Origin of the sequence: Marivita sp. (genome assembly GCF_051859345.1) — a bacterium.
Lineage (GTDB): Bacteria > Pseudomonadota > Alphaproteobacteria > Rhodobacterales > Rhodobacteraceae > Marivita.
The window spans coordinates 23,862-40,434 of sequence record NZ_JBHYFV010000011.1; the positions used below are offsets into that span (position 1 = coordinate 23,862).

19 protein-coding genes are annotated in these 16,573 nt (G+C 61.7%); 5 read left to right on the plus strand and 14 right to left on the minus strand.

The window, feature by feature from the left end:
- Positions 1-19: 19 nt before the first annotated feature.
- The gene (locus ACTIEN_RS09245) at positions 20-1,777 is read right to left on the minus strand and encodes a type I secretion protein (RefSeq protein ID WP_439522841.1); all 1,758 of its coding nucleotides are present in this window, start codon (positions 1,775-1,777) and stop codon (positions 20-22) included.
- Between the two features lie 280 nt (positions 1,778-2,057).
- On the opposite strand from ACTIEN_RS09245, the gene pdhA reads away from it, so the two are divergent.
- From pdhA to ACTIEN_RS09265, 4 genes are read left to right on the plus strand one after another with little or no spacing between them, the layout of a single operon-like run.
- A complete protein-coding gene (gene pdhA / locus ACTIEN_RS09250; RefSeq protein ID WP_439522842.1) occupies positions 2,058-3,071 on the plus strand; it encodes a pyruvate dehydrogenase (acetyl-transferring) E1 component subunit alpha in 1,014 nt (337 codons plus the stop codon).
- Entirely contained in the window at positions 3,071-4,453 is a 1,383-nt protein-coding gene (locus ACTIEN_RS09255) for a pyruvate dehydrogenase complex E1 component subunit beta (protein ID WP_439522843.1), read from the plus strand. Before pdhA ends, ACTIEN_RS09255 begins: the two co-directional genes overlap by 1 nt.
- Entirely contained in the window at positions 4,450-4,704 is a 255-nt protein-coding gene (locus ACTIEN_RS09260) for a hypothetical protein (protein ID WP_439522844.1), read from the plus strand. The genes ACTIEN_RS09255 and ACTIEN_RS09260 overlap by 4 nt, the downstream gene beginning before the upstream one ends.
- Position 4,705: 1 nt before the next feature.
- Positions 4,706-6,004, plus strand: a complete 1,299-nt coding sequence (locus ACTIEN_RS09265) for a pyruvate dehydrogenase complex dihydrolipoamide acetyltransferase (RefSeq protein ID WP_439522845.1) — start codon at positions 4,706-4,708, stop codon at positions 6,002-6,004.
- 117 nt (positions 6,005-6,121) lie between these two features.
- Here ACTIEN_RS09265 and cysE read toward each other — a convergent pair whose 3' ends face one another.
- A complete protein-coding gene (cysE, locus tag ACTIEN_RS09270) occupies positions 6,122-6,931 on the minus strand; it encodes a serine O-acetyltransferase (protein WP_292292686.1) in 810 nt (269 codons plus the stop codon).
- A gap of 83 nt (positions 6,932-7,014) precedes the next feature.
- Between cysE and ACTIEN_RS09275 the strand changes: the two genes are divergently transcribed.
- Positions 7,015-7,353: a TraR/DksA family transcriptional regulator gene (locus ACTIEN_RS09275; protein ID WP_439522846.1), complete on the plus strand. Its 339-nt coding sequence runs from the start codon at positions 7,015-7,017 to the stop codon at positions 7,351-7,353.
- Here ACTIEN_RS09275 and ACTIEN_RS09280 read toward each other — a convergent pair.
- From ACTIEN_RS09280 to ACTIEN_RS09335, 12 genes are read right to left on the minus strand one after another with little or no spacing between them, the layout of a single operon-like run.
- Positions 7,263-7,631: a DUF7742 family protein gene (locus tag ACTIEN_RS09280; protein WP_439522847.1), complete on the minus strand. Its 369-nt coding sequence runs from the start codon at positions 7,629-7,631 to the stop codon at positions 7,263-7,265. The two genes, ACTIEN_RS09275 and ACTIEN_RS09280, sit on opposite strands and share 91 nt — an antisense overlap.
- The gene (locus ACTIEN_RS09285) at positions 7,628-11,530 is read right to left on the minus strand and encodes a baseplate multidomain protein megatron (protein ID WP_439522848.1); all 3,903 of its coding nucleotides are present in this window, start codon (positions 11,528-11,530) and stop codon (positions 7,628-7,630) included. The genes ACTIEN_RS09280 and ACTIEN_RS09285 overlap by 4 nt, the downstream gene beginning before the upstream one ends.
- Positions 11,531-11,535: 5 nt before the next feature.
- A complete protein-coding gene (locus tag ACTIEN_RS09290) occupies positions 11,536-11,979 on the minus strand; it encodes a peptidase (protein ID WP_439522849.1) in 444 nt (147 codons plus the stop codon).
- Entirely contained in the window at positions 11,976-12,863 is an 888-nt protein-coding gene (locus ACTIEN_RS09295) for a DUF2163 domain-containing protein (protein ID WP_439522850.1), read from the minus strand. The genes ACTIEN_RS09290 and ACTIEN_RS09295 overlap by 4 nt, the downstream gene beginning before the upstream one ends.
- On the minus strand, positions 12,863-13,495 hold the full coding sequence (locus ACTIEN_RS09300) for a phage distal tail protein, Rcc01695 family (protein WP_439522851.1): 633 nt from the start codon (positions 13,493-13,495) through the stop codon (positions 12,863-12,865). The genes ACTIEN_RS09295 and ACTIEN_RS09300 overlap by 1 nt, the downstream gene beginning before the upstream one ends.
- Positions 13,496-13,507: 12 nt before the next feature.
- Complete coding sequence (locus tag ACTIEN_RS09305) at positions 13,508-14,158, minus strand: phage tail tape measure protein (RefSeq protein WP_439522852.1); 651 nt, start codon at positions 14,156-14,158, stop codon at positions 13,508-13,510.
- Positions 14,151-14,345, minus strand: a complete 195-nt coding sequence (locus tag ACTIEN_RS09310) for a rcc01693 family protein (protein ID WP_439522853.1) — start codon at positions 14,343-14,345, stop codon at positions 14,151-14,153. The genes ACTIEN_RS09305 and ACTIEN_RS09310 overlap by 8 nt, the downstream gene beginning before the upstream one ends.
- A complete protein-coding gene (locus ACTIEN_RS09315) occupies positions 14,342-14,662 on the minus strand; it encodes a gene transfer agent family protein (RefSeq protein WP_439522854.1) in 321 nt (106 codons plus the stop codon). The genes ACTIEN_RS09310 and ACTIEN_RS09315 overlap by 4 nt, the downstream gene beginning before the upstream one ends.
- Before the next feature lie 2 nt (positions 14,663-14,664).
- Positions 14,665-15,081, minus strand: coding sequence for a phage major tail protein, TP901-1 family (locus tag ACTIEN_RS09320; RefSeq protein ID WP_439522855.1), 417 nt, complete (start codon positions 15,079-15,081; stop codon positions 14,665-14,667).
- Positions 15,082-15,129: 48 nt separating this feature from the next.
- Positions 15,130-15,540, minus strand: a complete 411-nt coding sequence (locus ACTIEN_RS09325) for a DUF3168 domain-containing protein (protein WP_439522856.1) — start codon at positions 15,538-15,540, stop codon at positions 15,130-15,132.
- On the minus strand, positions 15,537-15,875 hold the full coding sequence (locus tag ACTIEN_RS09330) for a head-tail adaptor protein (protein WP_439522857.1): 339 nt from the start codon (positions 15,873-15,875) through the stop codon (positions 15,537-15,539). Before ACTIEN_RS09330 ends, ACTIEN_RS09325 begins: the two co-directional genes overlap by 4 nt.
- Positions 15,872-16,465, minus strand: a complete 594-nt coding sequence (locus ACTIEN_RS09335) for a head-tail connector protein (protein ID WP_439522858.1) — start codon at positions 16,463-16,465, stop codon at positions 15,872-15,874. Before ACTIEN_RS09335 ends, ACTIEN_RS09330 begins: the two co-directional genes overlap by 4 nt.
- Positions 16,466-16,573: the final 108 nt, after the last annotated feature.

The window sequence follows — 16,573 nt, forward strand, 5'->3', positions numbered from 1 at the left end:
CCGCACCGGTCTGCGCGTCTTACATGAACAGTGCGAGCAGACCAAGGAACGGCAGAACCGCAACAAGGTCGGCCATCCCACCCATGTCGTCGCCTTCGTCACTTTCGCTGTCGTCCAAGGCTTGCGCCTCTTCGGCGGCAAGGAATTCATCGGTCCCGGCGGTTGCAGCAACGGTGGGAAACTGAACCACAGTGTCGTCTGCCTCGACCGCGCTTTCTTCGGTGAACGGGTCAATCATCGGCTCTGGCAAATCTTCGGGCGCTTCGTTTGAAATCACGTCCTGAAAGTCCTGCGACGGGGTGAAACCGAACATGCGAATCTGCATGATTTCGCCCTGATCCATCTGTACCGACAGGTTGGCACCATCCATATAGACCGCCGGATCAAGATCTTCGACCACGGCATCCGATGTGTTCGACCCGATCGCAGCACCCTCGGCCACGCCCAGAACCGAGATTTCGACCCGGCCGGTTTCGGATACCAGCCCGGAGAAATCGACATTTGTATCCGCGCCACCCTCTTGGGTTGCCGCCACATAGAACAGCAGTTCATCAGGTTCCCAAAATCCATGCACTGCCACGCCGTCTTCTTCGGCTTCGGTATCGGCACCCGCTTCGCGGGTAAGGTCAATGGCGGTCTTGCCGGGAAGCGCGTCCTGCATCATGTTGAACATCGCGCCGCCGGGCGTCAGATCGGTCTGACCGTCATCCATGCTCAGCGTGTTGGGCGTGTTCTGAATCAGCGGCCAGACATGCGCGTTTTCAACGTCATAGCGCATGAATTCTTCCATCACGTTGAGCATCTCGTGGGACTGGTGCAGGCCGTAATCCGTCGACCGCTCAAGCAAGTCGGTGTTGCCGGCCGTGTTCCACTCGGTCACTGCGATCTGCGCATCGGGGATCTGTTCACCCCATGTTTCGTCCGTATTGTTGAGAAAAAAGCTGCGCTGACTCTCGTTGACCTGCCCACGGGAATAGACATGCACGGCCACCTGATCGACCGCCTGTTGTTCGGCTTCCGTATCGAATTCGGACAGGATCATCTCGTTGGCGACATTGGTCCAGTTGATCTCACCCGAACTGTAAAGGCTATCCTCCCCAAGACTCAGCCCGTAGGTCGCGTTCAACTCTGCCAGGATGTCGGCGCTGCTCATGTCAGAGGCAAACTGGTCCGACAGGCGCGCAAAGTCGAAATTGGTGCCGGATTGAACGATGATGTCGGCATCCGCGTTCTGCAGGTCCAGTTCATCATTGACGATCACCGCCATTTCGCTTGCCAAGCGACCATATTCGACCGACGACATCTGGCCACTACCCCAGTATTCATTGCCCAGTTCGAACGCCTCGATCTCGGCGGAGCCGTGTACACCAGAGACCACATCGCGCACAAAGCCGCGCAACGCGCCCTCGTCGATCGCGGAAAACCGGTCACCGTTTGCATCTGTGGCATCGGACAGCAGATTGCGCGTGGGAATCACAACCGTGACCGACAGCCCTTCCTGGCCCGCATAATCCAGTGCTTCGTTCAGTGGAATAAAATCCCGAGTCTCACCCGTGTCACGATCCGTGACCAGCGATGCGTTCGGATTGGTGATGTCGAAATAGCGTTCGGTCAGCGACCCGCCGGGATAGCGGAACGACCCGACACCCAGTTCCCCGATCAGGCGATCATAATCGCCACCCTGCTCAAGCGTGGATCGGGTCGCCAGAACATTGGCCCCGAACAATCCCTGAGAGGCCTCAGATCCCATAAACCCGTATGCGGCGATTTCTGGCATAATTGTGGTTCCCGACCAAGCGACAGTCCAAATCTCTCCTTATTTCTGCCTTTATGTCTGTAGGATTGGTTAAGACTGCCCAAATTAGGCCATAATTGTCCGCGCCAACGGAACAGTCCCTACAGCGCATGGTCATTGTCTTGCCACATGTGAACCAACTTGACCCAAACCCACCGAATCAGGGCACAGCCGCGAAGATCGGCTCTTGCCATTGGTCAAATGAAGATCGTAGGCTGCTGAAAAAAGTTTAATACTAAATCAGTTTCGCAGGGAGGCACCCATGGCGGCACGCAAAACATCGGCCAAGGCAGACCGTCAGCCGAACGTCTCGGCAGAGGAATTGAGCGCCTATTACCGCGACATGCTGCTGATCCGGCGGTTCGAGGAAAAGGCTGGCCAGTTGTACGGCATGGGCCTGATCGGCGGGTTCTGTCACCTTTACATCGGACAGGAAGCGGTCGTCGTCGGACTGGAGGCTGCTGCCGAAGAGGGCGACAAGCGCATCACTTCGTACCGCGATCACGGTCATATGCTGGCCTGCGGCATGGATCCAAACGGCGTGATGGCCGAACTGACGGGACGCGAGGGCGGCTATTCCAAAGGCAAGGGTGGCTCCATGCACATGTTTTCCAAGGAAAAGGATTTCTACGGCGGGCATGGCATCGTCGGCGCGCAAGTGCCGTTGGGCGCGGGTCTGGCCTTTGCCGACAAGTACAAGGGCACCGACCGCGTGACCTTCACCTATTTCGGCGATGGTGCTGCGAACCAGGGACAGGTGTACGAGACCTTCAACATGGCAGCACTTTGGGCGTTGCCGGTGATTTTCGTCATCGAGAACAACCAGTACGCGATGGGCACCGCCCAGAAACGCTCGACCTCCACCCCCGACCTGCACACCCGTGGCGAAGCGTTCGGCATCCCCGGAGAAGCGGTTGACGGCATGGACGTGCTGGCCGTGAAGGCAGCGGGCGACAAGGCGGTGAAACACTGTCGGTCTGGCAAGGGGCCATATATCCTCGAAATCAAGACCTACCGCTATCGCGGCCACTCCATGTCGGACCCGGCCAAGTACCGCACCCGCGAAGAGGTGCAGAAGATGCGCGAGGAACGCGACTGCATCGAACATGTGCGCGAGATGCTTCTGCAGGGCGGCCATGCGTCCGAAGACGACCTCAAGGCGATCGACAAGGAGATCAAGGCCATCGTCAACGCCAGCGCGGACTTTGCCAAGGAAAGCCCGGAACCCAGCCTGGATGAGCTCTGGACAGATATCTATGCCGAGGAGGCCGTGTGATGGCGACCGAAGTTCTCATGCCCGCCCTCTCGCCCACGATGGAAGAAGGCACGCTGGCCAAGTGGCTGGTCAAGGAAGGCGACACCGTCAATGCCGGTGACATCATGGCCGAGATCGAGACCGACAAGGCAACGATGGAATTCGAAGCCGTGGACGAAGGCATTGTCGGCAAAATCCTGATCCCCGAAGGCACCGAAGGGGTGCGCGTGAACACCCCCATCGCCGTGCTGGTGGAGGAAGGGGAAAGCGTCGAAGACGCGGAACAGACCGCGCCGCCACAACAACTGGTGGCGAAGGACAAGGCGCAAAGCTCGGAAGACCAGCCCGCCGCTGGCATGTCCCATCCCGAACCCGCCCGCGCCATCGCCAAGGCCGAAGCAACCTGGCCCGAGGGCACCAAGACCAAGCAGACAACGGTACGCGAAGCCTTGCGCGATGCGATGGCCGAGGAAATGCGCCGCGACGAGGACGTGTTCCTGATGGGAGAAGAGGTTGGCGAGTATCAGGGCGCCTACAAGATCAGCCAGGGTCTGCTGGACGAATTCGGCGCGCGCCGGGTGATGGACACGCCGATCACCGAACATGGCTTCACCGGTGTTGCCGTGGGGGCTGCGTTCGGCGGCTTGCGTCCCATCGTCGAATTCATGACGTTCAACTTCGCCATGCAAGCCATTGACCAGATTATCAATTCGGCTGCCAAGACGCTGTATATGTCCGGCGGCCAGATGGGCGCACCAATGGTGTTCCGGGGTCCAAACGGCGCGGCCGCCCGTGTCGGTGCGCAGCACAGCCAGGATTACGCCGCGTGGTACGCGCATATTCCGGGGCTGAAAGTCGTGATGCCCTACTCGGCCTCCGACGCCAAAGGCCTGCTGAAAACCGCGATCCGCGACCCGAACCCGGTGATCTTCCTCGAAAACGAAATCCTCTACGGCAAGACGTTCGAAGTGCCCGAGATCGAGGATTACACCGTCCCCTTTGGCAAGGCCCGTGTCTGGCGCGAAGGGTCGGACGTGACCATCGTCAGCTTCGGAATCGGCATGACCTACGCGCTGGACGCCGCTGAAAAGCTTGCAAACGACGGGATCGAAGCCGAGGTGATCGACCTGCGCACCCTGCGTCCCCTGGATTATGACACGGTGATTGCCTCGGTTCAAAAGACCAACCGCTGCATCACGGTCGAGGAAGGCTTCCCAGTCGGCGCCATCGGCAACCATCTCTCCGCCGTCATCATGGAGCGTGCCTTTGACTATCTTGATGCGCCCGTGCTGAACCTGACGGGCAAGGACGTGCCGATGCCCTATGCCGCGAACCTTGAAAAACACGCGCTGGTCACCACGGCCGAAGTGGTCGAGGCCGCGAAAAAGGTCTGCTACAAATGACCGACGCCCTGACCGTCCGCACCCGCGATGTCGCCCGCGAGGCCTATCATGTGGAAACGCCCGAAGGCGCGGCCTTTGTCCCGGAATGCCTGATGGACAAGTTCCCGAACGAGTCCCGGCCCTCGCACCAATCGGCCTATGAATGGATCGGCGCACATCGGCGTCAGATCACGCGCGCCGTTGCCGCGCTGAAAGCGGGTGAGACGCCCAAAGACCCCTATGACCTCATCACCCTGATCGAGGAGACCTGACATGCCCATCGAAATCCTCATGCCTGCCCTCTCACCCACAATGGAGGAAGGCACGCTGGCAAAATGGCTGGTCAAGGAAGGTGACGCGGTGTCCTCGGGCGACATTATCGCCGAGATCGAAACCGACAAGGCGACGATGGAATTCGAAGCCGTCGATGAAGGCGTGATCGGCAAGCTGCTGGTTTCCGAAGGCACCGAGGGCGTCAAGGTAAACGCCCCAATCGCCGTGCTGCTCGAAGACGGCGAAAGCGTTGATGATCTGGGCGCGCCATCTGCGCCGAAGGAGGAACCCGCCTCGTCGCATGTTGCACCTGCCGAGCCCTCAGAGGCGACAGCACCAGCGCAAGGATATGGCCGGGGCGAGTCACCACAGACCGAGACCGCGTCAGGCGACCGCATCTTCGCCTCGCCTCTGGCCCGCCGCATTGCAGCGGACAAGGGTCTGGACCTGAGCCAGATCACAGGTTCCGGCCCGCGAGGCCGCATCGTCAAGGCGGATGTCGAAAGCGCCAGCCCGCAGCCAGCGGCAGCCCCGGCTCAAGCCGCCGCACCCGCCCCAGCCGCAAGACCGGTCGATGCCAGCGCCATCGCGCGCATGTACGAAGACCGCGCCTATAGCGAAGTGCCGCTCGACGGCATGCGCAAGACCATCGCCACCCGTCTGACCGAAGCCAAACAGACCATTCCGCATTTCTACCTGCGCCGGTCGGTCACTCTCGATCCTCTGCTGGCCTTCCGCGCGCAACTCAATGCCCAGCTTGAAAAACGCGGCGTGAAACTCAGCGTCAATGACTTCATCATCAAGGCCAGCGCACTCGCCCTGCAACAGGTGCCCACCGCCAATGCCGTCTGGGCCGGTGACCGCCTCCTGCAACTGGAACCGTCCGATGTTGCCGTCGCCGTCGCCATCGAAGGCGGGCTCTTCACACCGGTGCTCAAGGACGCACACCAGAAATCACTGTCAGCCCTGTCAGCCGAGATGAAGGATCTGGCCACCCGCGCCCGCGACCGCAAACTTGCACCACATGAATACCAGGGCGGCAGCTTTGCGATTTCGAATCTCGGCATGTTCGGAATCGAGAATTTCGATGCTGTCATCAACCCACCACACGGCGCGATCCTTGCTGTTGGCGCAGGGATGAAAAAACCGGTGGTGGGCGAAGACGGAACAGTCACCGTGGCGACCATGATGTCCATGACCCTGTCCGTGGATCACCGCGTGATCGACGGCGCGCTTGGCGCAGAGTTGCTGCAAGCCATCGTGGACAATCTGGAAAACCCGATGGCGATGCTGGCCTGATCCGGGTTTCTTTGGGCCAAAAATACCTCGGGGGAGTCACCCGAAGGGTGACGGGGGCAGAGCCCCCTGTTTCCGTCACCGGAAACAGGCGATGCGTCGACGCATCGCCCGCCTATGTCACGCGCCGGACCGCAAAATCTGATCCATGCTGATCGACGGCTGCGAACACCCCGCCTCTCCGACGATTCGGGCAGGAACCCCCGCCACGGTCTTGCAGGGCGGCACCTCTTCCAGAACCACCGATCCGGCCGCCACCCGCGAGCAATTGCCGACACGGATATTGCCCAGCACCTTGGCCCCGGCCCCGATCAGCACACCGTCACCGATTTTTGGATGACGGTCTTCCTCTTCCTTGCCGGTCCCGCCCAGCGTCACGGAATGCAGCATCGAGACATTGTCGCCCACAACCGCCGTTTCCCCGATCACGATGGAATGAGCATGGTCGATCATGATCCCCTGCCCGATCTTCGCGGCCGGGTGAATATCGACACCAAACGCCTCGGAACAGCGCATCTGGACGAAGAAGGCCAGATCATGCCGCCCCTGGCGATAGAGCCAGTTGCCCAGACGATAACACTGGATCGCCTGGAAGCCCTTGAAAAACAACAGCGGTTGCAGGAACCGGTGGCAGGCCGGGTCACGCTCGTAGACCGCCACGATGTCTGCCCGCGCCGCCATTGCAAGGCTCGGATCAGAGGCAAACGCCTCGTCACAAATCTCGCGCAGGATTTGCTCGGTCATCTCGCCATTGGCAAGCTTGAGCGAAATCCGGTAACTCAGCGCCCGCTCGAGGCTTGGATGGTGCAGCACCGAATAGTGGATCATGCCGCCCAAAAGCGGTTCCTTGGCGACAGCCTCGTCCGCTTCCCTGACGATGCGTGCCCAGACCGGGTCGACGGATGCGAGTTTCGCGCGTGTTTCAGCCATGCCACCTCTCCTTTGACGCTCAGACCATAGCAGATAGGATCAAAGAGCGAAAACGCAAAGCTGTGATGAAAAGGATCAGGAAAATGGAGGATGTGCAGACCGACGCCTTTCGGAAAGCAATCCTGCACCGACTGGACGAACTTGATCAGGATGACGCCTTGGGCCGCGACAGTCAGGCCATTGTTTCGCTGGATCAGCAATCGGTTGGTCGGCTGTCACGTCAGGATGCGCTTCTCAGTCAGTCGATGGCCAAGGCCACTCAGGCGCGACGCGATTCGATGCGCAAAGCCTTGCTGGCGGCGCTCAGGCGGCTCGATGAAGGTGAGTTTGGCTATTGTGACGCCTGTGGTGACGACATCGCCCCCAAACGCCTGGAGCTTGATCCAACAGCCATCCGCTGTATTAGCTGCGCGTCAGGCTGACCCAGCCGATGTGACAACACGGTCAGAACACAGATCCACGCATGAAGCCCGCCTTCGCTGTCAAAAGACACATCGCTCCTGCGATCACGGCGCAAGGCTGCGGTCAACAGACTGCCATCGCCAAAGACCGGGTGGGCCGCGCGGTGGCAAAGCCGATACCGGTCTGCGATCTCGGCCTCTGCCAACAGCTGCGTCATGGCCATGTCGCGCTGTGATCGGGGCACAGAGGCCACAACCGACACCGCCGCCAGCACATCGTTGTAGATGACGGGCTTCACAAGGAGACCGCGATTCGTGCCGACGCACCGGGGCCAAACCGGTCCGACACCTGGGCAACTTCAAAGACACCCTCGCCACCAAATCCATCCGCACTCTGCATGGCCGACGTATAGGTCCAGCCTGGCATCGAAACCTCGACCTCTCGCAACACTGCGTTGCCGAACCAAACCCGCACCCGATAGGCTTCCCGATCCTCGCCCAAGGGGATCTCCGGCAAATCCCAGCTATCCGCATCGAGGCGCGCGCGCCTTGTCCACGAAAAGACCACATCGTCTGACGGCGCATGCACCGCAAGATGAACGGGACTGTAGGGGCGCAACCCGTTGCCAGCGAAAGCCCGGACCAAATGCCGATACGCGGCATGATCATAAGACTTGTCCGCTGGCCCAATGCGGAAGTGACGCTCCTGTCGGCGCAGGGACTGGGGCAAGTCGATCTGGCGCGGGGTTCCATCCAACAAGACAAAATACGCCCCGGCTCCAAGAATCGACGGCGCAAGCGCATCACTCCCCAACTGGCCGCGCAACAAGTGGCGCAGCCGCCAGACACCCGGTGCGATCAGGTCAGCCGTCTTGAACTGGATCACCTCCCAGCCATCCGGATCACCAGACCCGATAGCGGCCAGGTTTGCACCGCCAAGCAACCCGACCTCACTGACCGAAGACAGCGCCCCAGTGGTCAGCCTGACATCAATGGCAGTGCCCAGATCAAAGAGGCCCGAAGGCGCCTGCCCGACCGCATTCAAGGTAATGCCGACCGTCGACGCCGTCCCAACCAGCGTGTTGAGCGTATACCCGGCATCCTCAATCGCATCGTAGATGGCAACATCGCCGGGCCATGGATCAGAGGTCACTGCCAGATACGGCGCATGTGGAACCTCGCCACCATGGATCAGCGGCAGGTCAAGAAACAGCGGCAGAACCGGCCCACTTGCCACAAACCGGCGCGATGGCGTTGGATCGTCCGGAAAATCCGCCGGGTGATACACCTCGGGTTCGATCCGCACCGCGTCGATCAGCTGGTGCGACGTCTGCTCGACCCGGTCGATCCGCAGCGTTGTTGGTCCAGTATCCGACGGCAGGATCACCACATCCCCCGCGCCCAGCGCCTGTTGGGACAAGGGCAAGGCAAAGCGCACGGCATCGCGCGACACCCGCGCTTCACTCAGCCACCGCTCGACCGCCTGCCGCCCTTCGGGACGGGTCAGGAGGATCGGAACCTCACTTTCGGCCACCGCATGGGTGTCCTCATCAGGTAGAACGGCTTCTTCGGCGATATTGCGGTAATCGCCATCCGCCTCGACAAAGTTAAGCCGCACCCGCCCCGACATCTCTGCCTGCGAACTGCGTGATTGCGTTACCTCAAAACCAAGGTCCTCATGCAGGGCAAGTTGCGAGATGTCCAAGGTGACAGCCCGCGCGCCATCCCTGTTTCGGAACACCAGCACACCGTCGCGTTCGATCGCATCAAACCCATAAGCCATCATCAGCGGCTGCAACGACCGGCGTGCATCCGATACGTCCGGCGCAATATAACCCCTGACAAACCCGAAAAGCCCACTGACATCATAGCTGCTCAAAGCGGACCGCTCGCAAATCTCGGCCACAACCGAAGCAAGCGTTCGCCCGGACACCCGTCCATTGATCCAATGCCCCCGCCGGTAGTTCGGCCCGTCCGACCACATCTCATCAACATTTGGAAACCACGGATACGGGCGCGCGTCCCAAGCCCAGACATAGACCCGCCCCATGTCGATCATGGGCGCATTATAGACCCCGGAAACAGGATTGTGCGCTGGGTCATTCCAATAGCCCAACACCGCGCGCAGGTATTGGCGCTGGATCAGCTCATCCCGCAGTCCGTTGGAATAATCCGGCAGCGTGCTCTCCGAACTTTTCGGGTCCAGGAACTTGTTGGGTTCGTTCGTGGCCTTGTTGACGGCCGCGCAGCCTATTTCCGTAAACCAGATCGGTTTGGATTGCGGCACCCACGCGGTTGGCGCTGATTGGCGAACGCCACCCACCCGGTTGTGATGCGGGTTTGACCACCAGTTGCGGATGTCCTTGTAACGATAAACCCAGGGCTCTCCATGGGCTCCATCGGTGATCTCTGTCCGCTGTTGCAGATCGCGTGCCGTGTCCGACGGATAATACCAGTCGTACCCTTCGCCCCCGGCCACGTTGGCGCGCAGGTAGTCGAGGTTATAGATCGACCCCCAACCGGCATCCACATGCGTCGCACCATCCCGCCAGTCCGAAAGCCGCATGTAATTGTCGATCCCGATGAAATCGACATCGGGATCAGCCCAAAGCGGATCAAGATGGAAATAGACGTCTCCACTACCATCCTGTGGATGATAGCCAAAATATTCCGACCAATCCGCCGCGTAACCGATCTTCACCTCCGGCCCCAAGATGCTCCGGCAGTCCGCGGCCAGCATCTTCAACGCATCCACTGCCGGAAAGCCTGTCGCACCGCGCAACTGCGTCAGGCTGCGCATCTCTGACCCGATGCAGAACGCTGTCACACCACCTGAAACGGCACAAAGAAACGCCTGATGCAGGATAAAGCGACGATACCCCCAGTCTTCATCTCCGTCGTACAGGACCGCCCCGTCCGCTACCGTGAAATCCTCCACGCCCGCACTTCCGAAAAACGCGTCCACTTCGGAGTCAATGGCGCTTGTCCCGGTCAGATCGCCGGTCTGCCCCGGCGCCACGCTCGCCGTGATCCGTCCGCGCCACGGCAACTTGGGTTGTTCACCCTCACCCGTCCAGGGGTTCACCAACCCATTCCCCGGCATCTGCTCCATCAGGATGAACGGGTAATAGAGCACCTCAAGCCCTTTCGCGGTCATATCCTGGATCGACTGGATCACGGATGCGTCGCAAGGCGTGCCGCCATAGACCGGACGTCCCTCGTCGACCGGCACCAACCCGGCATCGGCGCGGGCCAATCCGCTGACCACCCAGGGCCTCTCCAGGCTGTCCAACTCGTTTTGCTCGACCTTTGGCTGAATCACACAAGACCCACAGCGAAGATCGCTGCCAAACCAGCTCACCACGAGGGACGCGGACCCGCAATCCGGCACCTCGTCCTGCAAATGCTTGAGCGACGTGACAAAATCCGGGCGATCAGACGGGCTGTTCACATTGACGATGTCAGACCGTCCCACCCCGACATTCAGCGCCACCGGCTCTGTCGCCAGCGAATACTCTCCCGTACCGGGGATCATCGCCACGGCACGGATCGCAAAAGGCACATCCTCCGGGTCATCCTGAACCGGTCGCGTGACCTCAAAGCTGAACTGCGGAACCCGGTTGCCAAACCGCCCCAGGTCAAGATCTTCGAACACGACATAGGCCGTACCTCGATAGGCCGGCACCGCACCAACACCTTCGACGGCTTCCATCTTGGGATCCGCCACCTGATCCTGCGATCCCGGATACATCCGCATGTTCAGGTCATAGACACTGATTTCCGCGCCATCGGCCCAGACTCGGTTGACGCTGGTGATTTCACCTTCGCACAAGGCAACCGCAAGACTGACCGAATAGCTGTATTCCTTGATCGTCGGTTGTTGCGACAATCCCTTGCCGCCGCCGGATGTCGACACGTTCTCCTTGAACTGCGTCGCCCATATGATGTGACCGCCGACACGCATCCGCCCGAAAATCTGCGGGATCGGCTGGCCTTCTCCCGCCGTGCTCAGACGCAACCGGTCAAGACGGCCGGTTTCGATCGTCCGTCCACCCCCGCCAAGTATGCGTTGGTCAATCGCCCGTCCAAGCGTTGCTCCCGCGAACCGACCAACGGCCGTCATGGAAAGCCCAAGAACCGACCCGCCCAAACTGCTGCCAAGTGCCGCTCCCGCAGCTGATAGAACCAGTGTCGCCATCCGTTTTATCCTTTTTGGTCTAGCGGGAACGCAAAGCGCGCCACGATGCGCCGCTGCCATGGGGCACTGAGCGAGGTCTCAAGAACCCCGTGCCCGCAATAGGCATGCACAAAACTTGCCAAAACGCCGATCTTCGCCTGAAGCCCGAGATGCTTCGCAACCGCCCGATCCCGCATCCGAAACAAAACGACGTCCCCCGGAGCTTCATCATCAACGTCCTTGGCCTTCATGCGCTCCGAAAGCGCCCGCCACAGGATCTCGTCGCCCTGCGGCTCTGACCAGTCCCTCGTGTATGCAGGCACAGATCCCGGTTCGCAGTCGAAAACCTCGCGCCAGACACCGCGCAGCAAACCAAGACAATCCGCACCCGCCCCGCGCAGGCTGGCCTGATGCACATAAGGTGTCCCGATCCAGCCCCGCGCCACATTGACGACATCAGACTCCGTCATCGCAGGCTCCCGCCAGTCCGCGACCGCGCCATCGTCGGATGAATAAGGATCCACTCCTCCTGCGGTATGTCCGGGAAGCCCTGAAAATTGACCAGATTGTCGAACTTGGCGCGGCAGGTCTCGAATCGCTTGTCACACCCGACGATCAGCTTGACCCGGTCCCCAATGGCAATCACCGCCCGCAACGGCTCCCACAGATCGATCTGTCGCGTACCATCCGCGTACAGAATATCGCGTTTGATCGCGCCCCAAAGCCCGTTTGCCTGACCATCCAGAACCGTCAGACGCCCGCGCTGAAACCACTCCGCATCAAAGCCCGCGGCCCCGATCAGGGACAAACCACCCCGATCGCTGACATCCGTCACCGTGGCCTCAGCCCACATGCCCTCTGCCGACGTATCAACGCGACAGCTCTTATCCCCCAGAACCGCAAAACACGGGGCCTGAAACACCCGCCCCACGGGCCGGTTCAGCCATTCCGTCAGCCCGCGAAGCTCTGCCGAAAACGCGCCGCCACTTCGGGTGATTTCACCCAAGGACCCGCGAAACAGCACCTTGCGCGCAGTCACATCCGTCCAGTCCACAAGCCACGCCGTAACCTCGGCCCCATCGAACCGCCCGGCAGCAATATCGACTTCCGTCACGCTGGCATCGGAAAGCGCGCCGACAGCCTCCGAATTGTCCACCGACAACCCGGTTCCCTGCTGGACCGCTGCGGCGCTCATTCCTGTGTCTGCCCGGAAAACGATCCCGTCAAAACTCAGATCAAGATCGTGGTCGGTAAAACCAAACCGTTGCCCATCCTTGCGTGTCACCTGCCACGCCCGAGCCACCGTGGTCAGGCCCTCTGCCAGATGCGCGGCCAGCGCCTCTGCGCCCGGCATCAGACCCGAAGCTCCAGCACAGGCACATCCGGCACGTCACCGGCCTGAAAGGTCGCCGCGCTGGTGTGAATGCGATCCGTATCGAACCGCACCGGCACGTCGAACTCGAACCCTGCTGTCACCGAGACACCCGCAGTCGGAGCGACAAAGAACGACACGACACCGGTCGCGACCTCGACAGCGAAATCCGCATCCTCGACCTGAGCCACGCCGTCCAATGCGACCATGACAGTCCCCACAACAGGCTTGGCAATCGGCCGCGCATAAGCAGCATCGCCCGACGCGTACATCTTGCGCAACGCAAACGTGGTCACAACACCATCCCCGGTCCCAATGACCTGATCCGTGGCCGACACCTGCGCAGACGGTTTGCACGACTTGAAATCCGCCCAGTCCTTCCAGCGAAACCCGTACATCTGCCCGCGCCGTGCCTCGAAGAACGCGATCAGCGTGTCGATATCGTCCATCGACCGCAGCCCGATCCCGGCATCATACCGCCTGCGCGAATGCGCCCAGGGCGTGTTACGTTCCTCGAACCCACTCGCCAACGTGACCACATCCGTCCGCCGCTCCGGCCCGCCAATTGAGCCAAAGCTCAACGCTGTCGGAAACCTTATCTCATGAAATTGCATCGCAAGCCCTCCTCACAGGTTCCGCTGACCGGCTCCCAGGACCCGACCCATCTGCGCCGCGATCTGGGATTGCGACCGCCGAAACCCCTGCACATCCGGGGTCGAGATATTCATCACCACGTTGACCGGACGCCCACCGCCGCCAGCCCGCACCCCCAGCTTGCCATCGGTCCCGCGCGCCAAAGGCATGATAGCCTCCGGCCCCGCTTCCCCCATCAGCCCCACACCGCCCCGCATCGGAAAGGTCGTCGGCCCACTCACAACGCCTCCATCCGCAAACGGCATCACCCGCCCCTGCGCGAAGCCCGCGCCGTTCGCAAACGGCAACAGGTTGCTGATCCCCTGCATCACCATCCCGCTCAGATGCTCTTTCACCGGGTTCACAGCCGCGCGGTAACTCGCCCCGATCATCGACTGCGCAATCGTGCCCAGCGCGTCCGACAGCTTCATCCCGTCGAACACCACGCCATCAATCGCCCGGCTCAGCCCCCGGTTCAGCGCGCCTTCCAGCTTGGACGCATCCTTGCCGGTCTCCGACAGCGCACCGCGCACCTTCGCCATCTCGGCCTGAAATCCACCCGCCATACTTGACGCGCCCGCCAGCGCCTCTTCCAACGCACTCACCTGCGCCTCAAACCCGTCGATCCCGTCCAACTCAATCATCCCGTTCCCCCTGCCTGTCCGGATACGCCGCCATCAACGCGTCCAACCCGCTCCGCCCCAAGGGCGCTTGGCCACCACCCAGCAGCAGATGCAACTCCGCCGGGGTCAGCGCCCAGAATTCCGCCGGGCGCAGCCCCAAACCGCGCACGCCGGCACGCAACAGCGAGGGCCAGTCAAACCGGCTCACGCCTCACCCACCGGCACAAACGCCCGCGCCAACAGCTCAGCCGCCACCCGCGCAGCCAACAGCGGCCCGCCTTCGATCTCCGCTGCCAGCAAATCCGCCGCCGTCCCGCGCCATCCTCCACCGCGCAAGCCTGTGACGATCAGCGCAAGAACATCCCGGCTCGAACAGCCGCCACCCTCGAACCGCGCCACCAGATCGACCAGCGTGTCCGCCTTGAGACCCGCCTCCAGCTCCGCCAGCGCCCCCAGCGTCAACCGCAGCACATGCGGCTCACCGTCGATCACCAACGTCACCTCTCCGCGCCAGGGGTTCGCCATGCTCAGACCGCCGCCGTGAACGCCACAACGCCCGCCGAGGCCAGAGACAGCTCGTACGTCGCCTCGCCATTATGGGACCCGGCATATTCCAGTCCCGTCACCTGAAACGGCGCCTGCACCACGCCGAAATCCGGGATGATCACTTGAAACGCAGGCGTCTGGCTGTCGAAAAAGATTTGCCGCGCCCGCTCATCCGTACCGGCATCCTTGAACACGCCAGCGCCCGAGATCGCGACACTCCGCACCCCGGCACCGGCCAGCAATTCGCGCCAGCCGCCATCGCTTTCGAGCGAGGTCACATCCACCGCTTCCGCGTTGAAACTGATCCGCGTCGCCCGAAGACCCGCCAGCGTTTCAAACGTGCCGCTGCCATCCACATCGACCTTGATCAAAAGGTCTTTCCCGTTTTGAGCACCCATCGCCCACACTCCCCAGCTTGAAAGTTATCCAGAAATTCCGAAACGCCCTCAGACGTCATCCTCGACCCGCGCCCGAAAAGTCAGGTCAATCCGCCGCCGCCCAGCCTTCTCGCGCTGCGCCACGGCCCGTTTGAAGTTCAGCGCCACCAACCGACCCCGCTCCAACGTCAAACCAGCGTCGATCAGCGCATCACACACCGCCGCCGACACCTCCTTGGCGCTCTGGAACCCCGCATCGTCCGAGATCACCGACACCACAAACTCGTGCCACGCCCCGCGCCCGGTCTTGTCGCTGGCATCCACCGCCCGCTCTGGGCCCAGCGCCACATAGAGGTCCGGCAACCGCCCCTTGGGCACCGCGTCATACACCCGGTTGCCAACCAAGACCGAAAGCCCCGCATCGCTCTGCAACTGCTGATACACAGCCCCCTGCAACGCCGCCGCCACCGCATAGCTCATGTCGCCACCTCCTCATCACAGAGGCAGATCAGGAACCGCCCGCCGGGATCGGCTTCGGTCACCGAATTGATCCGAAACACCCGCGCACCATCCCGAAAGCGCTGCTCCGGCAAAGGCCGCGCCGAATGGGCCTGCGGCACAGCACGCACCAGCACGCGAAACCCGGTCACCGACACCTGCCCGGCCTCGCCGACACCCTCGCGCCCGGACCTTGGCTTGACCTCACCCCAGATCACGCCCAGCGCGATCCAGCTTTCGTGCATCCCGCCCGCACCATCCGGCACAGCGTCCAGCCGCTCCAGCACCAGCTTCGATGTCAGCCGCGGCCCACTCATGTCCCGAATCCCAACCGCACCGGGCGATAGCGCGCAATCAGACTCGTCACTCCAAACGGCATGCAGCCCTGCCCCAACGCGGTCTCGTCGCGGTATTCGTAATAATGCGCCGCCAGCAGCATCACCGCCTGCGCCAGATCGGCAGGCAGATCGCCAAACGCCTCCGCCATCCCCGCCTGAAACCGAACCTCGGCGCTGCCATGCTCTGGGATCGACGGCAAACACGCCCCCATCGGCACCAGCTTCGGCGCGTCGCCATCCGCCACCAACGCATAGCGCGCCGCATCGACAACCATGCCAGCCCCAAACGCATCAACCAAAGTGACCTGGGTCACGACACGCACCGGCGCAATCGGCACCACTTGCCCTGTCACGTCACGCCAGCGATGCAGGCTCAACAGGAAATCACGCACCAACAGCGCCTTGCCCGTCCGCGCTTCGACCGCTGCAAGGGCTGCGCGCAGAAACCCGCCCAGCAGCCCATCCTGAAGCCCGTCCTCGACAAAGCCGCTGCCCATCCGCAGATGGTCGCGCAACCGCGCCACCGGCAAAGCGGCATCCGGTATCTGGCTCTCTTCAATCAAATACATCTCGTGTTCTCCGCAAACCTGTCCCTCGTTCAGAGGCCGGTAAGTTGTCGGACGCGCGCCGCCGCCGTTGCTCGGACGGAGGGAGCGGCTAGACAACGCCGGCACACC